The sequence below is a fragment of the Lysinibacillus sp. NPDC096212 genome (genome assembly GCF_044763105.1).
GTDB lineage: Bacteria > Bacillota > Bacilli > Bacillales_A > Planococcaceae > Lysinibacillus.
Genome location: NZ_JBIWFQ010000030.1, coordinates 55,423 through 78,070, shown reverse-complemented (window position 1 = coordinate 78,070; position 22,648 = coordinate 55,423). Strand labels below are relative to the sequence as shown.

Below are 22,648 nucleotides of genomic sequence, written 5' to 3'. Positions count from 1 at the left end.
TGTTTCTCGACAATTCAAGTATATATAAATCGGTGAATCTGTGCTTTTTTTATGCGTGGAATTATGTGAATACCCCAACAAATATTATAGAACCGTTAAAAAGCGTATGCCAATTAGAATTTCATCCAATCTCGCATTGTGGTGGGATTTTTGTACTTTCGAATTTTGCATAGGAAGAAGCTTACATGATTATTTCTGATTATTTATATGGTGAATTTGAGATAGATGATGTGTTAGCGGAACTTCTTTTGAGTAGACCGGTACAAAGATTGAAGGGGATTCATCAAGGTGGGGCAAGTTATCTTGTAAATAGCCGATGGAATGTAACACGTTATGAGCATTCTATTGGTGTCATGCTGTTAATTAAACAGCTTGGAGGCTCTTTAGAGGAGCAGATTGCAGGATTATTGCACGATGTTTCACATACAGCTTTTTCGCATGTCATTGATTTCGTCCTTGAAAATAAAGCTGAAGATTATCATGAAGAAATATTTATGAATGTGATGATGAATTCTGAAATTCCTCTTATTCTTAAAAAGTATAACTTTGATTATGAACATCTATTTAGTAATACTGCGACATGGAATTTACTTGAACAACCAGCTCCTGATTTATGTGCAGATCGAGTAGATAATACTTTAAGAGATATGTACACATATGGGCGAGCCTCACTAGAAGAAATAAAAATATTTTTAAATGATATTATGATTCATCAAGGGAAGATGTGTCTGAAAAGTATTGAAAGTGCAGAATGGTTTGTGAAAACATATTATCAAGAAGTACTTGATTTCTTTATGGATCCGTTAAATATTTATGCCTATCATAAACTTTCACAAACGCTAAAGTTAGCATTGGATAAAAAGATTATTACGCTCGCTGATTTTCTTAAGGAAGATGAAGAACTAATTGTACTGATGAAATCTTCAAATGATAGGCAAGTGCAGAGCCTATTAAAACAGCTTCATTCTAATGTAAAAGTGAGCGTGGATCAAACAGAATTTGATATTCATCAAAAGAATAAAACTAGACTTATTGATCCTTTGCTTTAACTTGAGAATCGATTAAGAAGGGCAAGCGAATTATCTGAAGATGTTAGAAAAATGAATGTAGCTGCTGAAGAAAAATTTCTACAGGGTGTGTTTGTGAAAATTCTATGAGTATATCGATAAATTAAAACTTTTTCGGTAGAACAAGGAAGGGGTTGTCAGTAGACAGCTCCTTTGCTTTATGTAAACACCCCAAAAATGGGGTGTTTCGGCTAAGTTTGAAAGGGTTGATACATGTGTTTTTTATTTCTTGTATTCTTTTTTATGTAGTCGGTATACCACTTCATATTCGGTGGGGATACTATGGCAATGTTATTTTGAAGAAGGCTTGGATGGTCCATTTTCAAGGAGTAGCCACTAAATATCTGGATAACTACTTATATTGGTTTCGTTGGCTTGCTTTAGGAAAGAACGTTGCATTTGAAAAACGAGTGGAGCAAATGCTTGTTTAAGCGTGTCAAAAATTGAATAACATAACTGTCAATTCTTTAAGGGGAATAGCTGAAAGAAAAAAACGTCAAAAGACTCATCAGAAATACATTTCTAAGGAATTTAGTGTGTTCCGATATAGCAATACATTAGAGAAAAGATAAAAACAAATGTTAAGGCAATCCCTAACACTGTTTGGTTATGAGTGCTTTTATCATTTTTTAAGTTCTTTAGAAAAGTAGTGAAGTTTACAAACCATAAAACACCTAATAAAGGTATAACAATTAAGAACATAATTAACATAAAATACCACCCTTTGTTGTTTTCTGATTATTTTTCTATATATTTTAGTATATCATAAGCTTTTCTATCACAATAAAACAACAAAGCTTTTAGAAAAGAAGAGCTCTTTAACACGAGTTCAGACAATATTTTTTTCCCTCGGGGGTCCCGTTATATCTCTTTGTCTAGCTGTCCTATCTTATATTGCTATGAATACGTTCACTAACGAAGCACTTCGAAATTTTCTTAATGGATTTTTTTATATGAATGGATCCCTTTTTCTTTTTACAGCTATTCCGATCATCTATCCAAAATGGTTAAAGCCTTATGCTGGATTACCTTCGGATGGTTACCAAATTTTTTATACATTGAAAAAACTGAAAATATAAAATTTTAGACATCTCTTTAAATGTATCGCAAACTACGATATAATCGATTTTGACGATATATTTAAAGGAGCAAAATTATGATTAAAGAATTAAATAACTATTTTACAACAATTTATTACCATCTACATACAACGCATGAAGAGTCAATTTCGCATCAAAGCGTGCGAATTTTACAGATGATTCAAAAGGAAGATGAAGTAACTGTACGTGATATTGCTGAGTTATTGAATATTTCTCAAAACACAGCGTCTGAGCATATAAAAAAGCTAGAGCGTAATGGCTGGGTGAAAAAGGAGCGATCTATCGAAGATCAACGCAAAGTACATCTACATCTTACAGCAGAAGGGTTTCACGTCTTAAAGAAAAACACTGAATTAGATGATGAAAAACTGCAACATGCGCTAAGCCAGCTTTCAGAAGAACAACAACAAACAATTTTACAGGCATTTCGTCTATTAAGCGAGGTGTCTAAATAATGTACACATTAGTAAAAATCCTTTGCTCGGCGGCCGTTATCGGTATTGTTACAGAGGTTGCTAGAAGATTTCCTTCCTATGGCGGCATTATTGCAGCTCTACCACTTGTCAGTATTTTAAGTATCATCTGGCTTACTGTGCAAAGTGAGCCGAGTGAACATATTCAGCGCTTTACGGTTGGTGTAATTGTTGGATTACCAGCTACAATGTTTATGCTGTTTGTTATTTATATGGCGATGAAATCATCGATCCATATCGTGTTTGCCATTGGACTAGGAATTGCTTCATGGGCAGTTTTTCTAGGTGTTCAAAAAGCCATTGCTAGTGTATTTAATTTTTCAATTTAGGAGAATAGTAGATGACAGTAATTCCAATTCAGCAATTACATCAAAATGATGTGTTACAGTTTTTTAAAGAGCATTGGGGAAGTACAGAAATGGTCATTTCCAGTGGGATATATGACTGTAGTCAATTAGATGGCTTCGCCTATGTAGATAAACAAAACATGATGTTAGGTCTCGTGACGTATATCATTCGTGATAAAGAATGTGAAATTATTTCCCTTGATAGTATTGTGGAGGGGAAGGGGATTGGTTCATTGCTTGTACAAGTTGTTGAACAACATGCATCCGAACAAGGCTGTACAATGATTACCCTCATTACGACAAATGATAATTTACATGCGTTAAAATTTTATCAAAAGCGAGGTTATTGCTTAATCGAAATCTTACAAAACGCAGTAGATCAGGCAAGAGCATATAAACCTGAAATTCCTTTAATCGGCAATGAAGGGATTCCGATACGTGATGAAATAAGATTAGCAAAGCAATCTGACTTATAATGAGTCAGGTTGTTTTTATTTGTATTAAAGGGTAACGTAGCGCAAAGAAGTAAATTGGCGTAAAAAACCCTCACTAGAACTTGAAGCAACGGATAGAACGTCCAAAATCGTGGATAGAGTCTTCGGGATGATGGATAGAACGTCCAAAGTCGTGGATAGAGTCTCCGGAATGATGGATAGAACATGCAAAATCGTGGATAGACCCTCCGTAATGATGAATAGAACATCCAAAGTCGTGGATAGACCCTTCGGAATGATGGATAGAACGTCCAAAATCGTGGATAGACCCTCAGGAATGATGGATAGAACATGCAAAATCGTGGATAGAACCTTCGGAATGATGGATAGAACGTCCAAAATCGTGGATAGAGTCTTCGGGATGATGGATAGAACGTCCAAAGTCGTGGATAGAGTCTCCGGAATGATGGATAGAACATGCAAAATCGTGGATAGACCCTCAGGAGCGACGGAAAGAATCACTGTTTATTTTCGAGGTTTCATCACCTGCGATTTCTCGCTATACTTATGGGTAGTAAGAAAGTGAGGAATGAAATGAAAAAATTACTATTTGTTTTATTATTTAGTGTTCTAGTGGTGGGAGGAGCCTTCATCATTTATTTAAAAAGCAATCCACCACTTGTCATGAACAGCTATACGAATTCTACAGAAGATTCAACTATAAAAATCGTAGAAATAGAGAATAAAGGACTACGTGACATCAAGCTTCAACAAATACTCATCAATGATAAAGTGCCTGAAAATGTTGAGCTTGTCGTGAGTAAGTCGGAACCGTTTGAAGCAGAAACGAAGCTAGTAGGTAATCCGAATATTACATATCATAAATTAAGACAAGTAAATATTTTTCCAAGTCAATACATAGATCGTAAGGCCATCGGAAAGCAGCCACAGCATTATGCAGTGAAAGTTGAGGCACCTAATATTAAAAAAATAACAATTAAGTACGATTATTTAAATATGCCATTTACTTTAACAGCTGAGTTACAAGCTACTAAATAAAGGGAAGCTATTATCAATGGGGGTTTTCTTTTTCAAAGTTGATTAGGCTGCATGCATCTTAAATCAGAAAAGCGCGAGAAATCAACGTTTCTAAAATTGATTTCTCGCGCTTTTTAAGGCTTAGACCAGTTTTGTCTCAACCTTATCATTTTCTTTTTTTTATTTGTAAATTGCCCTTATTAAACATAACAAGTCCATTAAATCGCTCATAAAAACCATATAACGGATATAACAGTCCAAGGAATACGATAAAGGAAGGGATTTTTTCGATAACAGGGATTATGCCTGATAGTAAAGATCTTAATGTTTCTGTTAAGAAAATAAATAAAGGAATGATTGCAATTGTACCAATTAATAGAAATGGGGTTACTTTTGTCTCTTCTAATTTGACGTGGCAGTGTGGACATTTCATGGTAAATGGTGATGAAAAATCCTCAAAGTCTTCAAGCGTTATTGCTTTTTGACAATCTGGACATGGTATAGATGTTTTCATAAATAAAGCTCCTTAAAACGAATTCTCTTTAGTATAGTTGAGAATTATTACCAAAGTAAGCGGGAAATATTGGGGTTAAGAAATTGGAAATCCGAAGAAAAAGCGTAAATAAGAAAAGGGTCGGGCTGTTATGTGCAGTTTACCTCCCAACTAACGTCATTACATCCATAAACTTTGATGGGGTAGTCCATTGCCCGTTAAACCTTAGCTATAGACTCGTTTTATGTCTTATCATTTATGCCCGTGTCATTTCATAAGATTGTTTGATGAAAAAATACTATCTCTCCTAAGACATGGTAATCTAATAGTAACATTCGTTGAAATGTTAGGAGGGACTAAATGGGGTTTGTCGTCATCGGCATAGTACTTGTTATCTGTATTTTCACTGTGACTTTAGTGGTTATTCGGAAGCATTCGGAGGGGGATATTAAGCTGGAAGTAACAGCTGTATGTGAAGGGAAAAACGAATTAAATCAAGTTATTATGAAGATATATTTTACATTTTCAATTGGCACACTGGCACAACGTAAAAAAGAAATAATGGGCAGTATTGATTGGTCAAAAGGATGGATGCCTGTTTGCTATAATTTAAAGGAATATGGAGTCTATCAGGACGAAAGAATACTCCCTGCTACAAATGAGAAAACGTATACAACCTTCGAAATCAACGCTACAAATGCTACAGATCCTCTGGGACGGGGTGAGGGGTATGTTGTACTAGTATTAGAGGATCCTATTTCTATAGATAAATTCAGAGCAGGTGTGATTCTTGCAGTAACCGCCAATATGGTGACCTATCAGCTATCTGATTCAACTAGCTGGAATAATGACTTTTAATCTTAATGAAAATCAACAAGATAATCCACATACAACACGTTAATAACTTCCATCGCCGTTTGAAAGGATGGATGGAACGATTTCAAGGCGTAGGTACGTATTATTCGGATAGTTACCTCTACTGATATCGTTGGCTTGAGTTACATAAAAACTTGGCATTTGAAAATCGGGTAGAGCAAATGCTTATTTCCGCTAGTCAAAAAATCTATATATTTCACAGTTGAAGCATTAAGAAAAGATAAAGCGCACCATTTATCAGATGCTTTTTAAAGGACCCAATGGTTTACTGTTATTCAAATAATGGAGCAAATTAGTTGAACTAGAAAGTTTAAGAACAACACAAAACTGCTAGAGAAGAATTACATTCTCTAGCGTTTCTTGTTTCTATGTTAATTCATTATAACAAATTATTCCACAAATCACCATTCTGTTTTTCACCTTATTTTCTAGGTAATATAGAGTGATGAAAAGGAATGAAAGGATAATGAAGAAATCATCCTTTAAAGAATTAAACTTTGATGAGGAGGAAATATGATGGATTACCTATATCATATGGTGCCAAAAAAAATGACGGGGGAGGATCTTATTTCTCTTAACGAGATAAAATTGATACATCCTGAACTTTATAAGGCCTACTCAAAAAAGTATTTTAACCATCCAGAAAGGCCGAGCTTATTATTGAAAAGCATCCCCAAATTAAATTGCTTATGGAATGATGTGATTTTTTTACTACCTCTTCATCCTTACTATGTTTACGAAGCTTTACATTCTCTTGGAGTAAGTATTAAAAAAGATTTGATGTTTTATGAAATACCAACAGAAAGATTGGTCAAAAATAAAAATGCTGTGTATTTCTATAATAAAGAGAATTATATGGGCCCAGCTTCGGATATACCTTGTGAAGAAATACAAATCATTGATATCATTTCATATCCAGAATGTTCGGCTTTACCATCAGACACATTTGCCTACTTCACAGAAGAACATAAAAAAGGTGTTAACTTTGGGATGTTCGCACATATTCCACATATTTTGAGTTTAGGATACATTAATATTAAAGGTGTAAATATGATTAATTGGAGTGTTGCTCCAGTTCAAACAAAATTGATTTAATATCGGCGTTTAGATAAATTAGCGACCTTGTTGAACTAACGGGTTCTAAGTTACATTTTGAATCACGAAATATAAAAACCAAAAAGACAGAATTTATTCTACACGTTTTGTAGATTAAATCGAACTTTTTGCTTTAAAAAAGCTATTCGTTAGGAGGAAAGTACCTAATGAATAGCTTTTTTGTTTGGTAGGGAAATAATGGAACCTATTCAATTGGATTTCGTAGAATATTAAAAGGAAGGAGTGTCTTTGTTGTATTCGTTACTATACTATAAGGAAAAACCTTGGGAGATAGACAATGAAGAGGAATTATACAAATATGCTGCTGTGGTTCAAAAGCACATCGCCATCTTAACCTATGGCAATCAGTTAGATGAACAAGCCTTAGATGAACTTATTGCAACATATCTAACAGAGGAAAGCTGCGATGACTCAAATAAATTTAATATAAGGTATGATACATATGATGCAGATGTGAAAAGTCCCCATAGGAATCATTGGATTTTTGGAATTCAGATGGATGATGAGCAGCTTTTAGAGTTTGAAGCGACTATCCAACGCTTAGATTGTACGCATGTCCGAATTCAACATAGGAGTAGAGGACATTATGAAGTTAAAATTGATGGTAAACTATATTCCACAAAGGTATATCGAACTAGAGAGTCCTTGAAGGTTTACAGAGAGCCTGTAGAAGGGGAATATTTACTTTTTATCGACGAGGAGTCAGAAGATAATGTCCTGTTAAGAAGTAAAATGCATATGATGCCAGAAAAATTGCAATCGCTTTCTCTATCAGCGACAATTCCTCGTGAAGAATGGGAAGTATATGTACGAGATTGGATCAAACGATTACTAAAAATCATACAAGAGTGACGACCAATCATCAACCGAAAAGAAGGTAATAGATTTTGGATATTTTGACAGATAAATTAATAATGATTGGTTTGTTTATTCTCATCATTCATTCGATAGAGACACTTGCGTATGCAGTTCGATTATCGGGTGCACGTGTAAAATTATTAGCTTCTGCACTATCACTGTTTAATGTCATGGTCATGTTTTCAAGGCTAGCAAATATGATGCAGCAGCCTTTTACAGGAAGTCTAACTGACACAGCACCAAAGGAAAACACATTGCCATTTGTGGAACAGCAATTCCGCATACTTATTGGCGCCGCTTCACTAGGTACATTGGTAGGCATTCTACTATTGCCGACTTTTGTAGCGATATTTTCAAGGGCTATTATTCATTTGTCTGAGGAAAGAGGCTCGATCCCAGCATTATTCAAAAAAGGTTTTAGTATTGAGTATATCAAAAGGGGAATAAAACATATTCATTTGCCAAGCTTTTCATACTTAAAGGGGATTAGCTTGCGTGATATTCCTCTAAAATTATTTATCGTAAATGTCGTTATAACGGCCATCTATACCATTGGTGTACTGTCTGCACTTTACGCCTCTTTATTAGTTCCTGAAAGATCGAATACTGCTGTGATGTCATCAGGGCTTATTAATGGTGTAGCGACGATGTTACTAATTATATTTATTGACCCTAAAATTTCCATTCTAGCAGATGATGTTATCAATCAAAGAGGCAGCTACTTAAGCCTTAAACGAGCTTCTGTGATGATGATGGGATCAAGACTGCTAGGCACATTTTTGGCACAACTATTATTTATACCAGGAGCAAAATATATTGCATGGTTTACACAATTCATGTAAGGGGGATATACATTGATGATAACTATTCCAGCCAAATAACAACTTTCTTTAGGAATTAAGAAGGATAGATTGAAGTTGATATTAATGTGATAACTTTCAAAGAAAGGAAAATCGATATCTAATGAAAAAAATATGCTTCCTAATTTTAATGATGTTTGTGTTAGTTGCTTGTAGTACGAATCAACAAGAGGAGGTCCATTACATAGCAAAAAGTGAGCACTGGAAGGCCGTATATCATAGTAATATGGAGGAGGGCTTGCGGCTTTTCTATCTTGGTGAAGGTAAAGACTTGGGTGATTTACAAATAACGATTGAAGGGTCTAAAGAATCACTAACTATTGATGACGCCCGAGTGAATATAGATAAACAATTTGCCTTAAAGAAAAAAGAAAGTGCGAAAATTTTTAAAAAGGATGCTGCCCCAATCATTCAAATACAATGGCAGTCTCACAATGAGACTTTAGAAGTGCGAAATAGCTGAAATAGATGAAGACATGAGCATAGGAGTGCCCAGACACCTTCGCTCAAAAAATTCAGTGATCGACATCGCTACTTTCCTGCTATGCATTTGCAATAAAAACACCTTAAATTGTTTCATAAAAACGAATTTTCGGACATTGACAAGTATTGGAGCATTCGTTATAGTAGATAACAATTTCACAAAGCAATGAAATTGGCGATGACAAGGATACGAGTTTAAATAAGCGATTCACAGAGAGGGGGGCCATGGCTGAAAGCTTCCTAATGCAGCTATTAAAACTTACTACCTTTGAGCAGTGCTTGGAAACTTGCACCGTACTTGCAACGTTACTGCATTTCAATGAGCCACTAGTGCATCTAGTGGGAATTTGGGTGGAACCACGGGTAATCAACACATGCTCGTCCCTTTATGGGGCGAATATGTGTTTTTTTATTTTAAAATAAAGGAGTAGAGAACATGTCAAATCAATTAATTAACATTCAATTTCCAGATGGGAAACAACAAGCATTTTCAAAAGGTGTTACACTAACCGACATTGCACAAGCGATTAGTCCCGCTTTACGTAAAAAAGCAATCGTAGGGAGTGTCAACGGAACCATCATTGATTTGACGCGCCCGATTTTGGAGGATACACAAATTTCCCTTTATGATGCTAGCTCAAAAGAAGGAATTCAAGTAATTCGTCATTCAACAGCTCATTTACTAGCTCAAGCAATTAAGCGTTTATACCCTGATGCTCGATTTGGGATTGGCCCAGTGATAGAGAATGGTTTTTATTATGATATCGACATTGAGCATTCCTTTGCGCCAAGTGATTTGCAACAAATTGAAAAAATGATGAAGCAAATTGTGCAAGAAAATATACAAATACAGCGTAAAGAAGTAACAAGAGCAGAGGCACAACAGCTATTTGCTCATGATGCGCTAAAGCTAGAGTTATTAGAAGATATTCCAGAACATGAAGTTGTGACGGTTTATGAACAAGGAGATTTTTATGATCTATGTCGTGGACCTCATGTACCTTCTACAGGTAAATTACAACATTATAAATTATTGAATGTGTCTGGAGCTTACTGGCGTGGAGATAGCAATAATCAAATGCTTCAGCGTATATACGGTGTAGCGTTTGCCTCAAAAAAAGAGCTTGAGGAACACTTTGTTTTCTTAGAAGAAGCGGAAAAGCGCAATCATCGAAAGCTAGGAAAAGAACTAGATTTATTTATGTTTTCAGAGGAAGCACCAGGGATGCCATTTTATTTAGCAAATGGTCAAATTATTCGTAACGAATTGGAATCTTATTTACGTCATGTACAAGCAAAATTTGATTATCAAGAAGTACGGACACCATTGATGATGAACCAGCGACTATGGGAGCAATCCGGACATTGGGATCACTATAAAGACAATATGTACTTTACACAAGTAGATGACCAAAGCTTCGCATTAAAGCCGATGAATTGCCCTGGACATATGCTAATTTTTAAAAATGATTTACATTCGTATAGAGAGCTACCGATTCGTATGGCTGAATTTGGTCAAGTTCATCGACATGAATTTAGTGGTGCATTAAATGGCCTTTTACGAGTTCGTACTTTTTGTCAGGATGATGCACATATTTTTGCTACGCCACAGCAAATTGAAGATGAAATTGCACTTGCACTGAAAATTATTGATGAGGTATACAAGATTTTTGACTTCCAATACGATATTGAATTATCAACACGTCCAGCTGATTATATGGGCGAAATTGATCTTTGGAATGAAGCGGAAGCTGCATTAGAAAACGTACTAACTAATCAAGGTTTTCCTTTTACAATTAATGAAGGCGACGGAGCGTTTTATGGACCAAAAATTGATATTCATATTAAAGATGCCATACATCGCAGTCATCAATGCGCAACGGTCCAGCTTGATTTCCAACTACCTGAGAAATTCGATTTAACATATATCAATGAACAGAATGAAAAAGTAAGACCTGTCGTTATTCATCGAGCGGTATTCGGTTCAATTGATCGCTTCTTAGGCATATTAATTGAGCATTTCGGAGGGGCGTTCCCAACGTGGCTTGCACCTCAACAAGTAAAAGTAATCGGGGTAGCAGATACACATCAAGATTATGTTCAGCAAGTAGTGGATGCTTTACAAAAGGAACAAATCCGTGTAAGTATTGACAATCGGCAAGAAAAGCTTGGTAAAAAAATTCGTGAAGCTCAAATGAAAAAAATACCGTATATTTTAGTGCTTGGTGATAAAGAAATGGATCATCAACATGTCACTGTTCGTAAATATGGTCAGCAAGCATTAATTGAAAAACCATTGCAACAGTTTATAGAGGAACTAAAGCAAGAAATACAGCAAAAAACCTTATCTTAAAAGGGGATTAAACCATTCCTTATATTAATATAGCTCGACTCCAGAGGTAAGTCACTACTCCCTCGAGTCGAGCTAATAACAGCCATGAAATGTATGTTGTAATATATGTTTTTCTAAATTTACTGGAAAATATTGATTTTTTCATCGATTTTGCTACTATTATCAAATTTTCAAGCATACAATAAACTAAACAACAAACAAAATAGATTTAATTGATGGAATCACTTTGATAATTACTATTTCCTAAAAGGATAGTTTGGGTCTCAGCGTCAATGACCAGGTATTTATAATAAGTCTCCTGATTATTTTGCTTAAAGGATGCTAAAAAATATACTTGTCGATTGGGATGAATAAAAGTATGTTGAGTGAGGTCTATTTTTTCACGTATAAAATTAGTTTTTAGATGAAATGTCTCCTCAGCCTTAGGTACGTCCTTAAAGGCTATTTTTTGACGAATGTTTAAGGTAGCATCGTTATACTCCTCATAGATTGTCTTGTCTATTTGATGATAAAAATCATTCTCAGTACGAAATGTCTGATATTGATTATTAGGATATTTATAAGATGTTGTTCCAGAAGATATGCAAAGAATAGGTGCTGTATTTTCTACTGAATCTTGAGGCTGCTGTAGTAAAAAGCTCGAAACGACCAATGATAAAAAAAATACCTGCATTTTTAGGCCTCCTTTTCCTGTCATAAAGAAGATATCCCATTTTTATGTTATTTATACGTATCTTTACAACATCAATAGGAATTTGCTATCTATTCTATAATCGGAACCTAATACAGGGTAAAACTAGTCGAATCATCGGAAATCGTTTCAGCTGGCTTTATTGATCGCTTTTGAATATTTATTTAGTAGGACATCTAATTCTTGACTACAATCTACCACGCTAGGATGGGTGAAACCTAAATCCATAGCCTTTTTATACATATCTTTCCTTTTATTTTCAATCTCCATCTTCAAGAATTGTTTAAACGATATCTTAACCAAAATCTTTTCCCCCTAAAATTTTTTCTTCATATTCTTGAAATACATTGACCTCGATTCAACTTTTTCATTGTATCTCACCTAAAACGAAAAATATGTCACATTGTGTATAGGTTGAGAAATTCGTAATTTAGTCATAGAAAAATATAATCATAATTATATAATGGGAAAATAAGAAATTTTAACACAGGGTATTTCAGCCTATTTAAATATCCTTTTATTGTATGAATTATGTGTTTTATCACCCTCTACATTAGAATATTAGGGTTTTTTTTTGGCCAAATATAAGAGCGGGCAAAGAGTGATATTTAATAGTTTTACTCCTTTTTTACTATAAAAAACTAATGTCGAAATCTACTGTAATTTTAATGGTCTTCGTATCTTGTCACAATTTATCAAATAAACTTCTTTGTTGTTTGTTATTGAGGAGATTTCATGTTGGTTCATAATGTTGAGAATTTTCGAAATAAACGGAATGATGGGTAAATAGAGTTTGCATAATTGATATGATAGGGGGAGGTTATGGTGTTGAAGTTAAGGTTGCCTTTAATAAGCATTATGATTGTTACTAGTTTAATATTATTAGCATCTTCAGAAGTGAAAACAAAAGAAGGAGAATCTTCAGAATCAACAGTGGTTACTAACCATTCCATTCAACACGTGGAAGAATCAAAACAAACGCCTCCAACTATCGATAAGCATTATGATTTTACATATTTAGAGAAATTGTCAGAGGAAAAAAGAGCTTTATATGAAGATTTCTTGAAAAAAGGGAATATTAATAGTCTAAAGACTTTTACACCAGAGGAAATGGTGTTAATTATGATGAATTTAATATTTGAGCATAATTTCGATAAACTCTATGCAATTACCTACAATAACAATGAACTTCCAGATAAAGAAACTTTTATAGCAGAGTATATAGATTATTTATTAGATGAGGATATACAAAATTATTTAATGTACAGATACTACGATAGTATTTCTTTGAATAAAGATTCTAGTACCGAAAGTATAGCAATTGTTCAATTAGAGATAATTTTCGGAAGCTCGCACTACCTCAAGACATATGCCTTATTAAGAGAAGATAGTATGTGGAAGGTTGATCTATACAATTATATGAAAGAAAAGAAGGCAAAATCTGAAGAAAAATAGAGGGAACTATAATGACTGTCATATATTTTGTAAGACACGCGCATTCTCATTATAGCGCTGATGAGTACAATCGCCCACTTTCTAGTAAAGGGTTTGAGGATAGGGATCGTGTTACTAGATTATTTGAAAATAAAAATATCCATACGATATATTCAAGTCCATATAAAAGAGCCGTTCAGACGGTGGAGGGCATCGCACAAGAACATAAATTACAGATAAAAACGATGGATTCCTTTAAAGAAAGAATATTATATCTAATGGAAATATACTTGATTTTGACGCTGCCATTCATCAAGTATGGAGTCACCCGAATTTCGCATTTGATGGTGGAGAATCTAATGAAACCGCAAAGGAACGAGCTATTACCACCTTACAAAAAATTATACTTGCACATCCAAATGACAATATAGTGATTGGTACACATGGCAATATTATGGTCTTGATGATGCAGCATTTTGATGCGCAATGTGACTACTCGTTTTGGAAAAAACTTTCAATGCCTGATGTGTATCAATTAACATTTCAGCATTTTGTGTTAAGTGATGTTCGAAGAATTTGGGAAGAATAGGGGAAGGGGCTGTCTATTGACGGCCCCTTGGTTCATTTTATCGAGAAGTCAGAAGTATTTCTACCACCTGCGGAAAATTACTTATCCAATTTGATTCCAATCTTCTCGTAATAGACCAAATAAAACTACATCATGAAATTGACCGAAGCGGAAAATCTCATTTCGTAGAGAACCTTCTTTTGTAAAGCCACACTTTTCGTAGGAACGAATAGCGCCTTTATTAAAGCTAAAAACCTGAAGCTTAATTTTATTAATGGAAATATAATTAAAAATAAAATGAATAAAAGTTTTCATGGCATCGGTGCCAAGCCCTTTGCCGTGCCATTGTTCGCCAATTGAGATACCTACAAAGCAAGTACTATTTTTCCAGTTGATTCCATAGACGCCACAGGAGCCGATAAGCTCATTAGACGACTTTTCGAATATACCGAAGATAAATTCCTCTTTTTTTCCACTAATACTTTGAAAGAATGAAGCATGATCCTCAAAGGTGTTTGGAAAGGGAATATCGTCATTGGCAAGTAACAACGTATTCTTTTCACTTTCGATTTTTACAAATGCTTCTAAGTCGGAAGAAGTCATTTGCTGTAAAGTAATAGATTGTCCAGTAAGAAATTCTTTAAAATAATTTTCCATTTGTTTTCTCCCTTGTTCAAGGGCTGCAGTTAGAGTTTACATCCCTTGGATTATTTGTTGTATAAACAAACATCTACTGCAATCTCTGCGCTCATATGCCCAACTCCTTTAGTTTAGATATCATTATAGTAGCATTTTTGGTAATTAGTAGAAACAAATATTTCAAACTCCATAAAGTGAGTTGATTTCCGTTCTGACTGAGCGCTTTCTGAAATTGTTCCGATAAATCTTCAAAGTATTCATACAAAAATGAATTCATCACAATAACGTAGGGTGGTCGCTGACGCTTCGCTCCACGGTCACATCTGTGACGCTGATCCCCAAGGAGTCGCACAGTCTCCACTTTAATCAACTTATATACAAGAAATACTTTTTAACAAATGTCATCTCTAACTTTTAGTGATGAAACTATATAAATTATAACTTTCTTGAAGGACGCCAATTGGTTTGGCTATCTACATTTTGTTTCTCCATCCAATTTAGAAAATCGTCTATGCGCCGAATATCGTAATCTAACACTGCTTCATATACATAAATCGAAGGAAGTACCATGGATTTCTTTAGCAGTTCTTCTTTTATATTTAAAATATACTTTCGACTCTCTATTGTTAAGGAGTCGTTCATTAACGATACTAAATCCCTTGATAGAGGACCTTTTCCTGTTTCGGAAAACAGCCACATATCAATATTCCAAATTTCTAATGGGGCATGCTCATATTGTATTTTAAAATAGTAACCATTAAATGGTGTTTCCAAATAATTACGATACTTTAATTCTAAAACCTTCGGATTGCCAGTTAAGTCCGCTAATATCGACATGGCTTCCGCTACATTCGGGCGAACACAAAATGTTTCGATATCGATATCTTGATCCACTAGTAAATCATACGCTGTAGCGCCGACAACATAAGCTTGACCAATTGTATTCCATTTTTCTAGTAGTGCCAATTCTTTTAGAATGAGCGAGGCAGTTTCTTTTCGCTCTTGTGCTCTCTTTAGTAATTCCAAAATTTACACCTACTCCACAATAAATTTCTAAATCATGTTAGAATACATTATATTTGTCATTTATTCAATATATTATTAAGAGATTCAACTGGGCCAAGACCAATCTAGGTAGATTACGAGGACTAAAGTTGAAAAGGAGAGCTTCGATGAGATTAAAATTTTACGAAGAAAATGATGATCACTTAATTGAACGATACACAATCACAGAGGAGCAGCTTCGCTATACGATGTCTCCGAAAGAGAGCATTGAACTTGTGAAGCAGGATAAAAATCGTCATGCCATTCTTGTATTAGATGAAGACAAGCTCGTAACCTTCTTTGTGTTACATGAAAATGATGGTGTCAAGCCATATTCCTCAAATGAACACGCAATTTTAATCCGCGCCTTTTCGACAGACTTTTATGAACAAGGGAAAGGTTATGCAAAAGCGGCATTACAGATTTTGCCGGACTTTGTTTTGCAGCATTTTCCAAATATCAATGAGCTTGTGTTAGGGGTAAATCAACCGAATACTGCCGCGCAGTCACTTTATAAAAAATGCGGTTTTGTCGATGAAGGAAGGCTGGCAAAAGGGTTCAGAGGTGAGATTAAAGTGATGAGTTATTACATGGGTAAAATTAAAGGAGAAAAACTAGATTAGAAATGGTGTATTTTAGAAAATCTTTTCTTCGTACAACTAATTTAGCTATAAAAGAATGAGGTGAACAGAATTGGTGGAAGCGCGTATGGACCATTTCGATGAAATATGTGGGATTGATCAAGAAGTAATTGGAGATTTTTCGAGAAAGGAATATTTGCGTACTGCAATTAACGAGAAGCGTTGTATCATTCAACAAAGTGGAAAAGCGATTGCTGGCTTTCTTATTTTTACGAATGACTTTTTTGACAATAGCTTCATTTCATTAGTTATTGTTAAGCCATCTGAAAGAAGAAAGGGCATTGCCACAGCATTATTAGATTTTTATGTAGAGAAGTCTACCACTCCAAAAATCTTTTCTTCTACTAACCAATCAAATACTAGTATGCATAAAGTATTTGAAACGGCGGGATTTATAAAAAGTGGGTATATTGAAAACTTAGACGAAGGCGATCCAGAAATTATTTATGTGAAATTAAAGCAGTAGAAAGCAAGTCTCGGGCAGTAGGGTACTGCTACGAGACTTGCAATTATGAAAGGTTATTTTCTTGCGCGTATTAATAAAAAGGAAGGGCGACGATACTCTTTTTCTAAGGAAGGCAGTTTTTGACTGGCTTCTGAATCAGGAAGAGGCTCTAGCATTTTTTCTATTGTTAAGTCATGTTCGATTAATGTATTGATGATTGTAGTGATGCTACGATGATACTTAACAACACCATCTACAAGCCAAGTTTGCTCACGCAGACCCTCATCATGGTAATTGTCAATTGCGTAATGGCTCCTATTCCCGCTGTCATCATAAAGCCAATTATCCTCCATTGTTTTACGGGCTGTAACAATCGGATGCTCTACAGAAAAAACAAAAACGCTACCCGGGCGAAGCATGCTCGCAATTTTACCAACCACTGCACTAAAATCCTTTATATAATGCAAGGAAAGGGAGCTTGTTATACAGTCAAAGCTATTAGGTTCTGCATGATAATCTTCTATTGCTTGCAAATAATAGTCTATATTCGGATGGGCATGTTCATGTTGAGCAATTGCCAGCATATTTTTTGAAACATCAATAGCCGTTACATGTTGTGCATTGTTCTCTATACAATAGTACGCGAATTCTCCCATTCCACAGCCGATATCAAGCATTTGTAAATTAGTTAAATTAGGAAGTAAGGATTTTAACGCTGGCTGTTCAAGTAAATTATTGAAGTTGTATGGTGCTTGACGTAACTTTTTATATTGACGGAAAAATTCCGCATGGTCATAAATATTTTGTTTCATAGTAAACCTCCACTTGTCTTACATAACGTTATGTAACATTTGCGCATATTTATTGTCACATAGCCACCTTAAAAGAAATAGACTTTTATTTCAATTTTTAGTAATATGTAGATAGAGGCATGCCAACTTTTGTAAATCCCCATCTATATAAATTGTATAGATGGTTTTTTGACATGAGGACGTTTTTACGCCATAAAATTGTAACAATTCAAAAAAATAAAATTATCTAGAGGTAAATGATGGCACTTATTTTAATGAATGACGTTATTTTTATTGGGAGTAATTATGCGGTTTCCCAAAAAATACATTGGAGGATGTTACATTGAGTAAAGAATCATTATTAAGTTTAAGTAGTAATTCATTGTTCTTGGCATTTATTTTACTACTGATCGCCATTATACCGATTGGGCTTGCCGTGAAATCAAAAGGAAAGATGTTTGGAAAAGTAGGGCTTCTACTTACATATATTGCTTTTGCTTTACAGCTAGTGTATTTCATATTAAGGTGGATTGCTGTTGATCATGCACCTGTAAGTAATATGTATGAGTTTATGACGTTCTTTGGCATCATGCTTACTGGTAGCTATTTGATCATTCATTTCTTATATAAGCAAATTGTGGTAGGTTTGTTTACCATCCCTGTGTCATTAATTATTCTCGGTTATGGAAGCGTTTTTACAAAAACGGTTTCACCACTTGTTCCATCACTGCAAAGCAATTGGTTAACGATTCATGTGATGACAGTTGCATTTTCAAGTGCTATTTTATCGATTTCGTTCGCAACGGGTATTATTTATTTATTAAGAACATTAGATGTTTCTAAATTTTCGATGAGTACAGTTGCCTTGGAATTTGTTATGTATTGTTTAATTGTCGTGATTGGCTTTATCGGGGTGGGCACTTATTTTAATTTAGCAGGAGATAAAATCGAGGTTCAATTTGAAAATAAGCTAGAGAAGAAAGAAACTGCCGTTTATACGATGACACCGCTGATTGTCAATAAAGATGCAGTTACAACTAGTGGGGATCAGGTTGGCGCTTTGCAGATTACTAATAAGTTAGATGCGAAGAAATTGAATTCTATTGTATGGTCATTTATCGTTGGAACAATTTTATATGGGGTGATTGTACTTATTACGAGAAGACGATTAATTGTTTTATTAAAGCCATTAACAAACCGTGTACAACCAGCATTAATGGATGAAATTACATATCGAGCAGTTGTTATAGGTTTCCCATTGTTTGCTTTAGGTGGGCTTTTGTTTGCCATGATTTGGGCTCAGATTGCTTGGAGTAGGTATTGGGGTTGGGATCCTAAGGAAGTGTGGGCACTTATCACATTTTTATTTTATGCCGCTTTCCTTCATTTCCGACTTTCTAAAGGCTGGGAAGGGGAAAAGACAGCTTGGTTAGCGATTATTGGATTTGGCATTATCGTGTTTAATCAAGTATTTGTAAATTTAGTCATTGCAGGGTTACATTCTTACGCATAGGGGCTAAGTTGAATATAGTTAACTAAAAAAGAGACATCCATAATTGGATGTCTCTTGAATTTTGCACTCTACATGCTAAAGCTATAAATTAAAGCTTTACAACATTAGTAGCCTGAGGTCCGCGATTACCTTCTTCTACGCCGAACTCAACTTTTTGGCCTTCTTCTAAAGTTTTAAAGCCATCTGATTGAATAGCAGAGAAATGTACAAATACATCATTTCCACCTTCTACCTCGATAAAACCAAAACCTTTTTCTGCGTTAAACCATTTTACTGTACCTTGTGTCATGTGAACAACCTCCCAAAAAAATTAAACAATCATATTGCTTCGATAACTTGCAAAAAAATCACATATTCAAAAGCTCGTATTACTTTTGAATACGTGATTTTAGCGGTTAAGATGAAGTAATGTAATTATTGTTTTGATTATATAACAGTTCCAGACATTTATCCAGTATATTCCGATTTTAGTAATATAAAATTTACATTAACGTAATTTAACGATAATTAGTTGATCCATGCCTTCTCTTTTGCGACGATTACAGCCTCTGCACGAGATTCTACCTTTAGTTTGACAAAAAGTTTGGATAAATAATTTTCTACAGTGCGCTGTGTGACCCCAATGGCTGAAGCAATTGCTTTATTCGTACAACCTTGTGCGACAAGCTGTAATATTTCTTGTTCCTTGTCACTTAGTAAAATCTCTTGCTGCATATTTGGTAAATTGATGCGCTGCTGTACAAAATCTAAAAAATCAGCTGCTAGCAAGATCTCACCTCTTAGTGCGGCTTCAATGGTTTGAATAACTTGCTGTTTCGTGGCAAGCTTTGATAATAGTCCATCGACCTTTTTTTCAATAAGTAATTCGTAATAATCGGAAAGCTCATAGCCAGTGTAGAGTAAAATCAGTGCTTCTGGTTGCTTTTTCTTAATCATTTCTGAAAGCTGGATGCCATTGATTGGCTTCATATTTATATCGATTAAAAATAATTGAAAAGCTTGAGCATCCATTCTAGACAGAACAGCGGCACTATCCTGCTCTGTGTCGATATGAACATTTATTAAATCCTGTAATAATGTTTTTGTACCATCTAAAACGACAGGATGGTCATCTACAATAAGAATATTAATCATATGATTCCACGTCCTCTTGTATTTGAATAAATATTTGCATTCCTTCATTATGATTGGAGGTTATCGTGATGTCTCCATTAAAAGCACGGACTCGTTCTCGAATACCGTTAATACCCATTGAAGCTGAAGATTGCATTAAATCTTCAATATCGCAGCCAATACCATTATCTTCGTATTGTAGGATAAAACCGCAATCGATCACTTGTAGTTTTAGCGAAACTTCAGTGGCCTCGGCATGCTTAATGGCATTATTTAAAAGCTCCTGCACAAGGCGATAGACGACTAAATGTAAGGTTGCATCCTGAAATTGGACGCGTTCTATTTGGGCGTTTAATAAAAAGTCGGCACGTATTTTCACCTTTTGAATCAGTTTTTTTAAGGCGATTTGAAGCCCAAATGTGTCAAGCAATGGGGGGCTTAGATTTTCACAATACTCACGTAAATCCTTCGATGCATTTAGCAATTGCTCTCGAATATCTAATACCTTATCTTTTTTTATATTAGGTGAGCTAGCAAGTACATCTAACTCTCTCGCTAAATGAAGTTGTTCCTGTAATATAGTGTCATGTAATTCCTGCGCTAAAATACTTTTTTCCTTTTCAATGATATTCCATAATAATTTATCGAGCCAAGGAAGCTGTGTATCATTGTGATCCTTCATAAGCCTTATTTCACATACTAAATCTTCTATGAGCTTTAAATTATCAATAAACATTGAAACATAGAGGGCAAGTAACTCTAACCAAAGAAGCTCTTCTTTTTGTAATGCATGTTGAATGTTTAACATGATTTTCTCTTCACCTGTATCATGTAATAACAGGTGAGTCATGTTATTCCCAAAGTTGACTTCACCGCGAGTGAATGGCGTATCTTCCGTTATAGTTGTAATCGTAAAAGCTGTAGTACCAAGCTTTTCTGTTATCTCATATTTAAATTGATCCAGCAATTCTTGCTGATCTTTTGCTTTACCCATTCGATTAACGGCAGCATATAAATTATGTACATAATTGCCAGAAGATGAAAAAATAATTTTTCGATACTTAAAATCAAGCTGCTCTTTTATATAAAAGCTAGCAATAATAACGAGGAATATAAGTATAAAGACGCTCGTAATTTGAATAATCGATAATGTATCAATAAATAATATGGTAATACCTGTAGTTAAGATTAATGCACTAAAAAAAGCAAGTGTTGAATAATAGCGCAAACGAGATAATTGATATTCAATATCGAATAATCGTTCGTTCACTTGAATGAAAATAAAAGAAAAAGGAATAAACAATAAAAATAATGCAGCTACCTCACCATGAAAAATAGGGTTCTGACCTAAAATTACGGGTATAACGAAACATAGTAAAAACGGCAAAAAAGGCGTAATAAATGCAATGGAGATCAGACGGATTTTTGCCAGTTTAGTTCGTAAATAACTCATTAGTAAAATATAGATGGCATAGAGAACAAGTACAGCAAATATGCCTAAATAAATTAATGCTGTTATTACCCTAAAATCAGACTTAACTCTCATTATGAAATTACAGCAAGGTATAAGTAGTAGTAATAAATAAAGCCATTTGGTATTGAGGTACGACCATTTTAGATGGAGGTATCGGAAATAAAATTGTAAAAAGTGAATAAAAAGTAACATGCATAAAACGATACCAATACCTATTACTGCTTCTCCAATTAAATTTCCTCTACTTGAGGCTCCACAACTTATATAAGTCAAAGAACAAGTTAATAAAAATAATGTTAGTAAACTAGTTAGTTGATTATCTTTATTTCTTTGCCATAAATAGATGGCAACTACAAAGGATAGGACAAAATAAAACAGCGGAAAAATAATTTGTAAATAAAATTCTTCCGGAATATCTTTATGCTTAACTTTAACAGTATGAACATCACCATTAGGTTTCATAAACGTCAGTTCTTTAGCACCTCTAACGAAAGAATTGAGTTGGATAGAACGAACATTTTCTGCAGGCTTGCCATCGATTGTCAGTAAAAGATCGCCTTTTTCAATGTTATTTTGCTCGGCCCATATTGAGTAATAGAACTCAGTTATGACCGGTTTTTGACTAGTTGTGTCCACTAAAATACCAATTAAAGGGATTCGCATTGCCACTACGAGCACATAAATACCGAGGAGTAGGTAGGTTATGAAAATACTATATGTCCATTTACTCATCGTTTTCTCTCAAATATTTGCATGATAATATTGCCCCATTTCAATCTTAATTACCTATTTATTAT

25 protein-coding genes and 4 pseudogenes are annotated in these 22,648 nt (G+C 34.6%); 19 read left to right on the top strand and 10 right to left on the bottom strand.

Going from position 1 to position 22,648, the window contains the following annotated elements; genetic code table 11:
- Positions 1–185: 185 nt before the first annotated feature.
- The 5 genes and pseudogenes from ACIQ7T_RS23075 to ACIQ7T_RS23055 all read left to right on the top strand — a co-directional run bounded on the left by ACIQ7T_RS23075 (position 186) and on the right by ACIQ7T_RS23055 (position 3,463).
- Positions 186–1,157: pseudogene (locus ACIQ7T_RS23075) on the top strand (HD domain-containing protein).
- 212 nt (positions 1,158–1,369) lie between these two features.
- Positions 1,370–1,498 (top strand): annotated as a pseudogene (locus ACIQ7T_RS23070) (IS1595 family transposase); the annotation flags it as partial.
- A 725-nt stretch (positions 1,499–2,223) separates the two neighbouring features.
- Positions 2,224–2,622: a MarR family winged helix-turn-helix transcriptional regulator gene (locus ACIQ7T_RS23065; RefSeq protein ID WP_370078985.1), complete on the top strand. Its 399-nt coding sequence runs from the start codon at positions 2,224–2,226 to the stop codon at positions 2,620–2,622.
- Positions 2,622–2,969: a DUF3147 family protein gene (locus ACIQ7T_RS23060; RefSeq protein WP_323657388.1), complete on the top strand. Its 348-nt coding sequence runs from the start codon at positions 2,622–2,624 to the stop codon at positions 2,967–2,969. The genes ACIQ7T_RS23065 and ACIQ7T_RS23060 overlap by 1 nt, the downstream gene beginning before the upstream one ends.
- Before the next feature lie 11 nt (positions 2,970–2,980).
- Positions 2,981–3,463, top strand: coding sequence for a GNAT family N-acetyltransferase (locus ACIQ7T_RS23055; RefSeq protein ID WP_370078983.1), 483 nt, complete (start codon positions 2,981–2,983; stop codon positions 3,461–3,463).
- A gap of 24 nt (positions 3,464–3,487) precedes the next feature.
- Here the strand turns inward: ACIQ7T_RS23055 and ACIQ7T_RS23050 are convergent, their stop codons facing one another.
- Positions 3,488–3,862, bottom strand: a complete 375-nt coding sequence (locus ACIQ7T_RS23050) for a hypothetical protein (protein ID WP_402873888.1) — start codon at positions 3,860–3,862, stop codon at positions 3,488–3,490.
- Between the two features lie 153 nt (positions 3,863–4,015).
- On the opposite strand from ACIQ7T_RS23050, the gene ACIQ7T_RS23045 reads away from it, so the two are divergent.
- A complete protein-coding gene (locus tag ACIQ7T_RS23045; RefSeq protein ID WP_370078981.1) occupies positions 4,016–4,480 on the top strand; it encodes a hypothetical protein in 465 nt (154 codons plus the stop codon).
- A gap of 145 nt (positions 4,481–4,625) precedes the next feature.
- Here ACIQ7T_RS23045 and ACIQ7T_RS23040 read toward each other — a convergent pair whose 3' ends face one another.
- Entirely contained in the window at positions 4,626–4,973 is a 348-nt protein-coding gene (locus tag ACIQ7T_RS23040) for a hypothetical protein (protein WP_402873885.1), read from the bottom strand.
- A gap of 339 nt (positions 4,974–5,312) precedes the next feature.
- On the opposite strand from ACIQ7T_RS23040, the gene ACIQ7T_RS23035 reads away from it, so the two are divergent.
- The 7 genes and pseudogenes from ACIQ7T_RS23035 (at position 5,313) to thrS (ending at position 11,498) form a co-directional block, all read left to right on the top strand.
- Positions 5,313–5,810 (top strand): hypothetical protein, encoded by a 498-nt coding sequence (locus tag ACIQ7T_RS23035; RefSeq protein WP_402873882.1) that lies wholly within the window; start codon positions 5,313–5,315, stop codon positions 5,808–5,810.
- 23 nt (positions 5,811–5,833) lie between these two features.
- Positions 5,834–6,080: pseudogene (locus ACIQ7T_RS23030) on the top strand (hypothetical protein); the annotation flags it as partial.
- Positions 6,081–6,344: 264 nt separating this feature from the next.
- Positions 6,345–6,923 carry a group-specific protein gene (locus ACIQ7T_RS23025; RefSeq protein WP_370078975.1) on the top strand — a complete coding sequence of 193 codons (579 nt, stop codon included), beginning with the start codon at positions 6,345–6,347 and terminating at the stop codon, positions 6,921–6,923.
- 252 nt (positions 6,924–7,175) lie between these two features.
- On the top strand, positions 7,176–7,796 hold the full coding sequence (locus ACIQ7T_RS23020; RefSeq protein WP_402873878.1) for a hypothetical protein: 621 nt from the start codon (positions 7,176–7,178) through the stop codon (positions 7,794–7,796).
- 62 nt (positions 7,797–7,858) lie between these two features.
- Positions 7,859–8,644 carry a lipid II flippase Amj family protein gene (locus ACIQ7T_RS23015; protein WP_370079138.1) on the top strand — a complete coding sequence of 262 codons (786 nt, stop codon included), beginning with the start codon at positions 7,859–7,861 and terminating at the stop codon, positions 8,642–8,644.
- A gap of 121 nt (positions 8,645–8,765) precedes the next feature.
- Positions 8,766–9,125 carry a hypothetical protein gene (locus tag ACIQ7T_RS23010; protein WP_402873875.1) on the top strand — a complete coding sequence of 120 codons (360 nt, stop codon included), beginning with the start codon at positions 8,766–8,768 and terminating at the stop codon, positions 9,123–9,125.
- A gap of 456 nt (positions 9,126–9,581) precedes the next feature.
- Positions 9,582–11,498 carry a threonine--tRNA ligase gene (thrS, locus tag ACIQ7T_RS23005; protein ID WP_402873872.1) on the top strand — a complete coding sequence of 639 codons (1,917 nt, stop codon included), beginning with the start codon at positions 9,582–9,584 and terminating at the stop codon, positions 11,496–11,498.
- A 208-nt stretch (positions 11,499–11,706) separates the two neighbouring features.
- Here thrS and ACIQ7T_RS23000 read toward each other — a convergent pair whose 3' ends face one another.
- Both ACIQ7T_RS23000 and ACIQ7T_RS22995 read right to left on the bottom strand, forming a co-directional pair.
- Positions 11,707–12,171 carry a hypothetical protein gene (locus ACIQ7T_RS23000; protein ID WP_370078967.1) on the bottom strand — a complete coding sequence of 155 codons (465 nt, stop codon included), beginning with the start codon at positions 12,169–12,171 and terminating at the stop codon, positions 11,707–11,709.
- Positions 12,172–12,318: 147 nt separating this feature from the next.
- Positions 12,319–12,459: an aspartyl-phosphate phosphatase Spo0E family protein gene (locus ACIQ7T_RS22995; protein ID WP_198516187.1), complete on the bottom strand. Its 141-nt coding sequence runs from the start codon at positions 12,457–12,459 to the stop codon at positions 12,319–12,321.
- A gap of 558 nt (positions 12,460–13,017) precedes the next feature.
- Between ACIQ7T_RS22995 and ACIQ7T_RS22990 the strand changes: the two genes are divergently transcribed.
- From ACIQ7T_RS22990 to ACIQ7T_RS22980, 3 genes and pseudogenes are all read left to right on the top strand, one after another.
- The gene (locus ACIQ7T_RS22990; RefSeq protein WP_402873869.1) at positions 13,018–13,644 is read left to right on the top strand and encodes a hypothetical protein; all 627 of its coding nucleotides are present in this window, start codon (positions 13,018–13,020) and stop codon (positions 13,642–13,644) included.
- An 11-nt stretch (positions 13,645–13,655) separates the two neighbouring features.
- Positions 13,656–13,829 (top strand): annotated as a pseudogene (locus ACIQ7T_RS22985) (histidine phosphatase family protein); the annotation flags it as partial.
- 62 nt (positions 13,830–13,891) lie between these two features.
- Entirely contained in the window at positions 13,892–14,212 is a 321-nt protein-coding gene (locus ACIQ7T_RS22980) for a histidine phosphatase family protein (protein ID WP_402873893.1), read from the top strand.
- A gap of 81 nt (positions 14,213–14,293) precedes the next feature.
- On the opposite strand, the gene ACIQ7T_RS22975 is transcribed toward ACIQ7T_RS22980, so the two are convergent.
- Positions 14,294–14,848: a GNAT family N-acetyltransferase gene (locus ACIQ7T_RS22975; protein WP_402873866.1), complete on the bottom strand. Its 555-nt coding sequence runs from the start codon at positions 14,846–14,848 to the stop codon at positions 14,294–14,296.
- Between the two features lie 417 nt (positions 14,849–15,265).
- Positions 15,266–15,856 carry a hypothetical protein gene (locus ACIQ7T_RS22970; RefSeq protein WP_370078959.1) on the bottom strand — a complete coding sequence of 197 codons (591 nt, stop codon included), beginning with the start codon at positions 15,854–15,856 and terminating at the stop codon, positions 15,266–15,268.
- Positions 15,857–16,002: 146 nt separating this feature from the next.
- Here ACIQ7T_RS22970 and ACIQ7T_RS22965 point away from each other — a divergent pair, with 146 nt between their 5' ends.
- Together ACIQ7T_RS22965 and ACIQ7T_RS22960 are read left to right on the top strand one after the other, a co-directional pair.
- On the top strand, positions 16,003–16,497 hold the full coding sequence (locus tag ACIQ7T_RS22965) for a GNAT family N-acetyltransferase (RefSeq protein WP_370078957.1): 495 nt from the start codon (positions 16,003–16,005) through the stop codon (positions 16,495–16,497).
- An 85-nt stretch (positions 16,498–16,582) separates the two neighbouring features.
- Complete coding sequence (locus ACIQ7T_RS22960) at positions 16,583–16,981, top strand: GNAT family N-acetyltransferase (RefSeq protein ID WP_370078955.1); 399 nt, start codon at positions 16,583–16,585, stop codon at positions 16,979–16,981.
- A gap of 53 nt (positions 16,982–17,034) precedes the next feature.
- Here the strand turns inward: ACIQ7T_RS22960 and ACIQ7T_RS22955 are convergent, their stop codons facing one another.
- A complete protein-coding gene (locus ACIQ7T_RS22955; RefSeq protein WP_370078953.1) occupies positions 17,035–17,772 on the bottom strand; it encodes a class I SAM-dependent methyltransferase in 738 nt (245 codons plus the stop codon).
- A 322-nt stretch (positions 17,773–18,094) separates the two neighbouring features.
- Between ACIQ7T_RS22955 and ccsB the strand changes: the two genes are divergently transcribed.
- Positions 18,095–19,264, top strand: a complete 1,170-nt coding sequence (ccsB, locus tag ACIQ7T_RS22950; protein WP_402873860.1) for a c-type cytochrome biogenesis protein CcsB — start codon at positions 18,095–18,097, stop codon at positions 19,262–19,264.
- 88 nt (positions 19,265–19,352) lie between these two features.
- Here ccsB and ACIQ7T_RS22945 read toward each other — a convergent pair whose 3' ends face one another.
- From ACIQ7T_RS22945 to ACIQ7T_RS22935, 3 genes are all read right to left on the bottom strand, one after another.
- On the bottom strand, positions 19,353–19,553 hold the full coding sequence (locus ACIQ7T_RS22945) for a cold-shock protein (protein WP_053592785.1): 201 nt from the start codon (positions 19,551–19,553) through the stop codon (positions 19,353–19,355).
- A 218-nt stretch (positions 19,554–19,771) separates the two neighbouring features.
- Positions 19,772–20,398 (bottom strand): response regulator, encoded by a 627-nt coding sequence (locus ACIQ7T_RS22940; protein WP_370078949.1) that lies wholly within the window; start codon positions 20,396–20,398, stop codon positions 19,772–19,774.
- On the bottom strand, positions 20,391–22,583 hold the full coding sequence (locus tag ACIQ7T_RS22935) for an ATP-binding protein (RefSeq protein WP_370078947.1): 2,193 nt from the start codon (positions 22,581–22,583) through the stop codon (positions 20,391–20,393). Before ACIQ7T_RS22935 ends, ACIQ7T_RS22940 begins: the two co-directional genes overlap by 8 nt.
- Between the last annotated feature and the right edge of the window lie 65 nt (positions 22,584–22,648).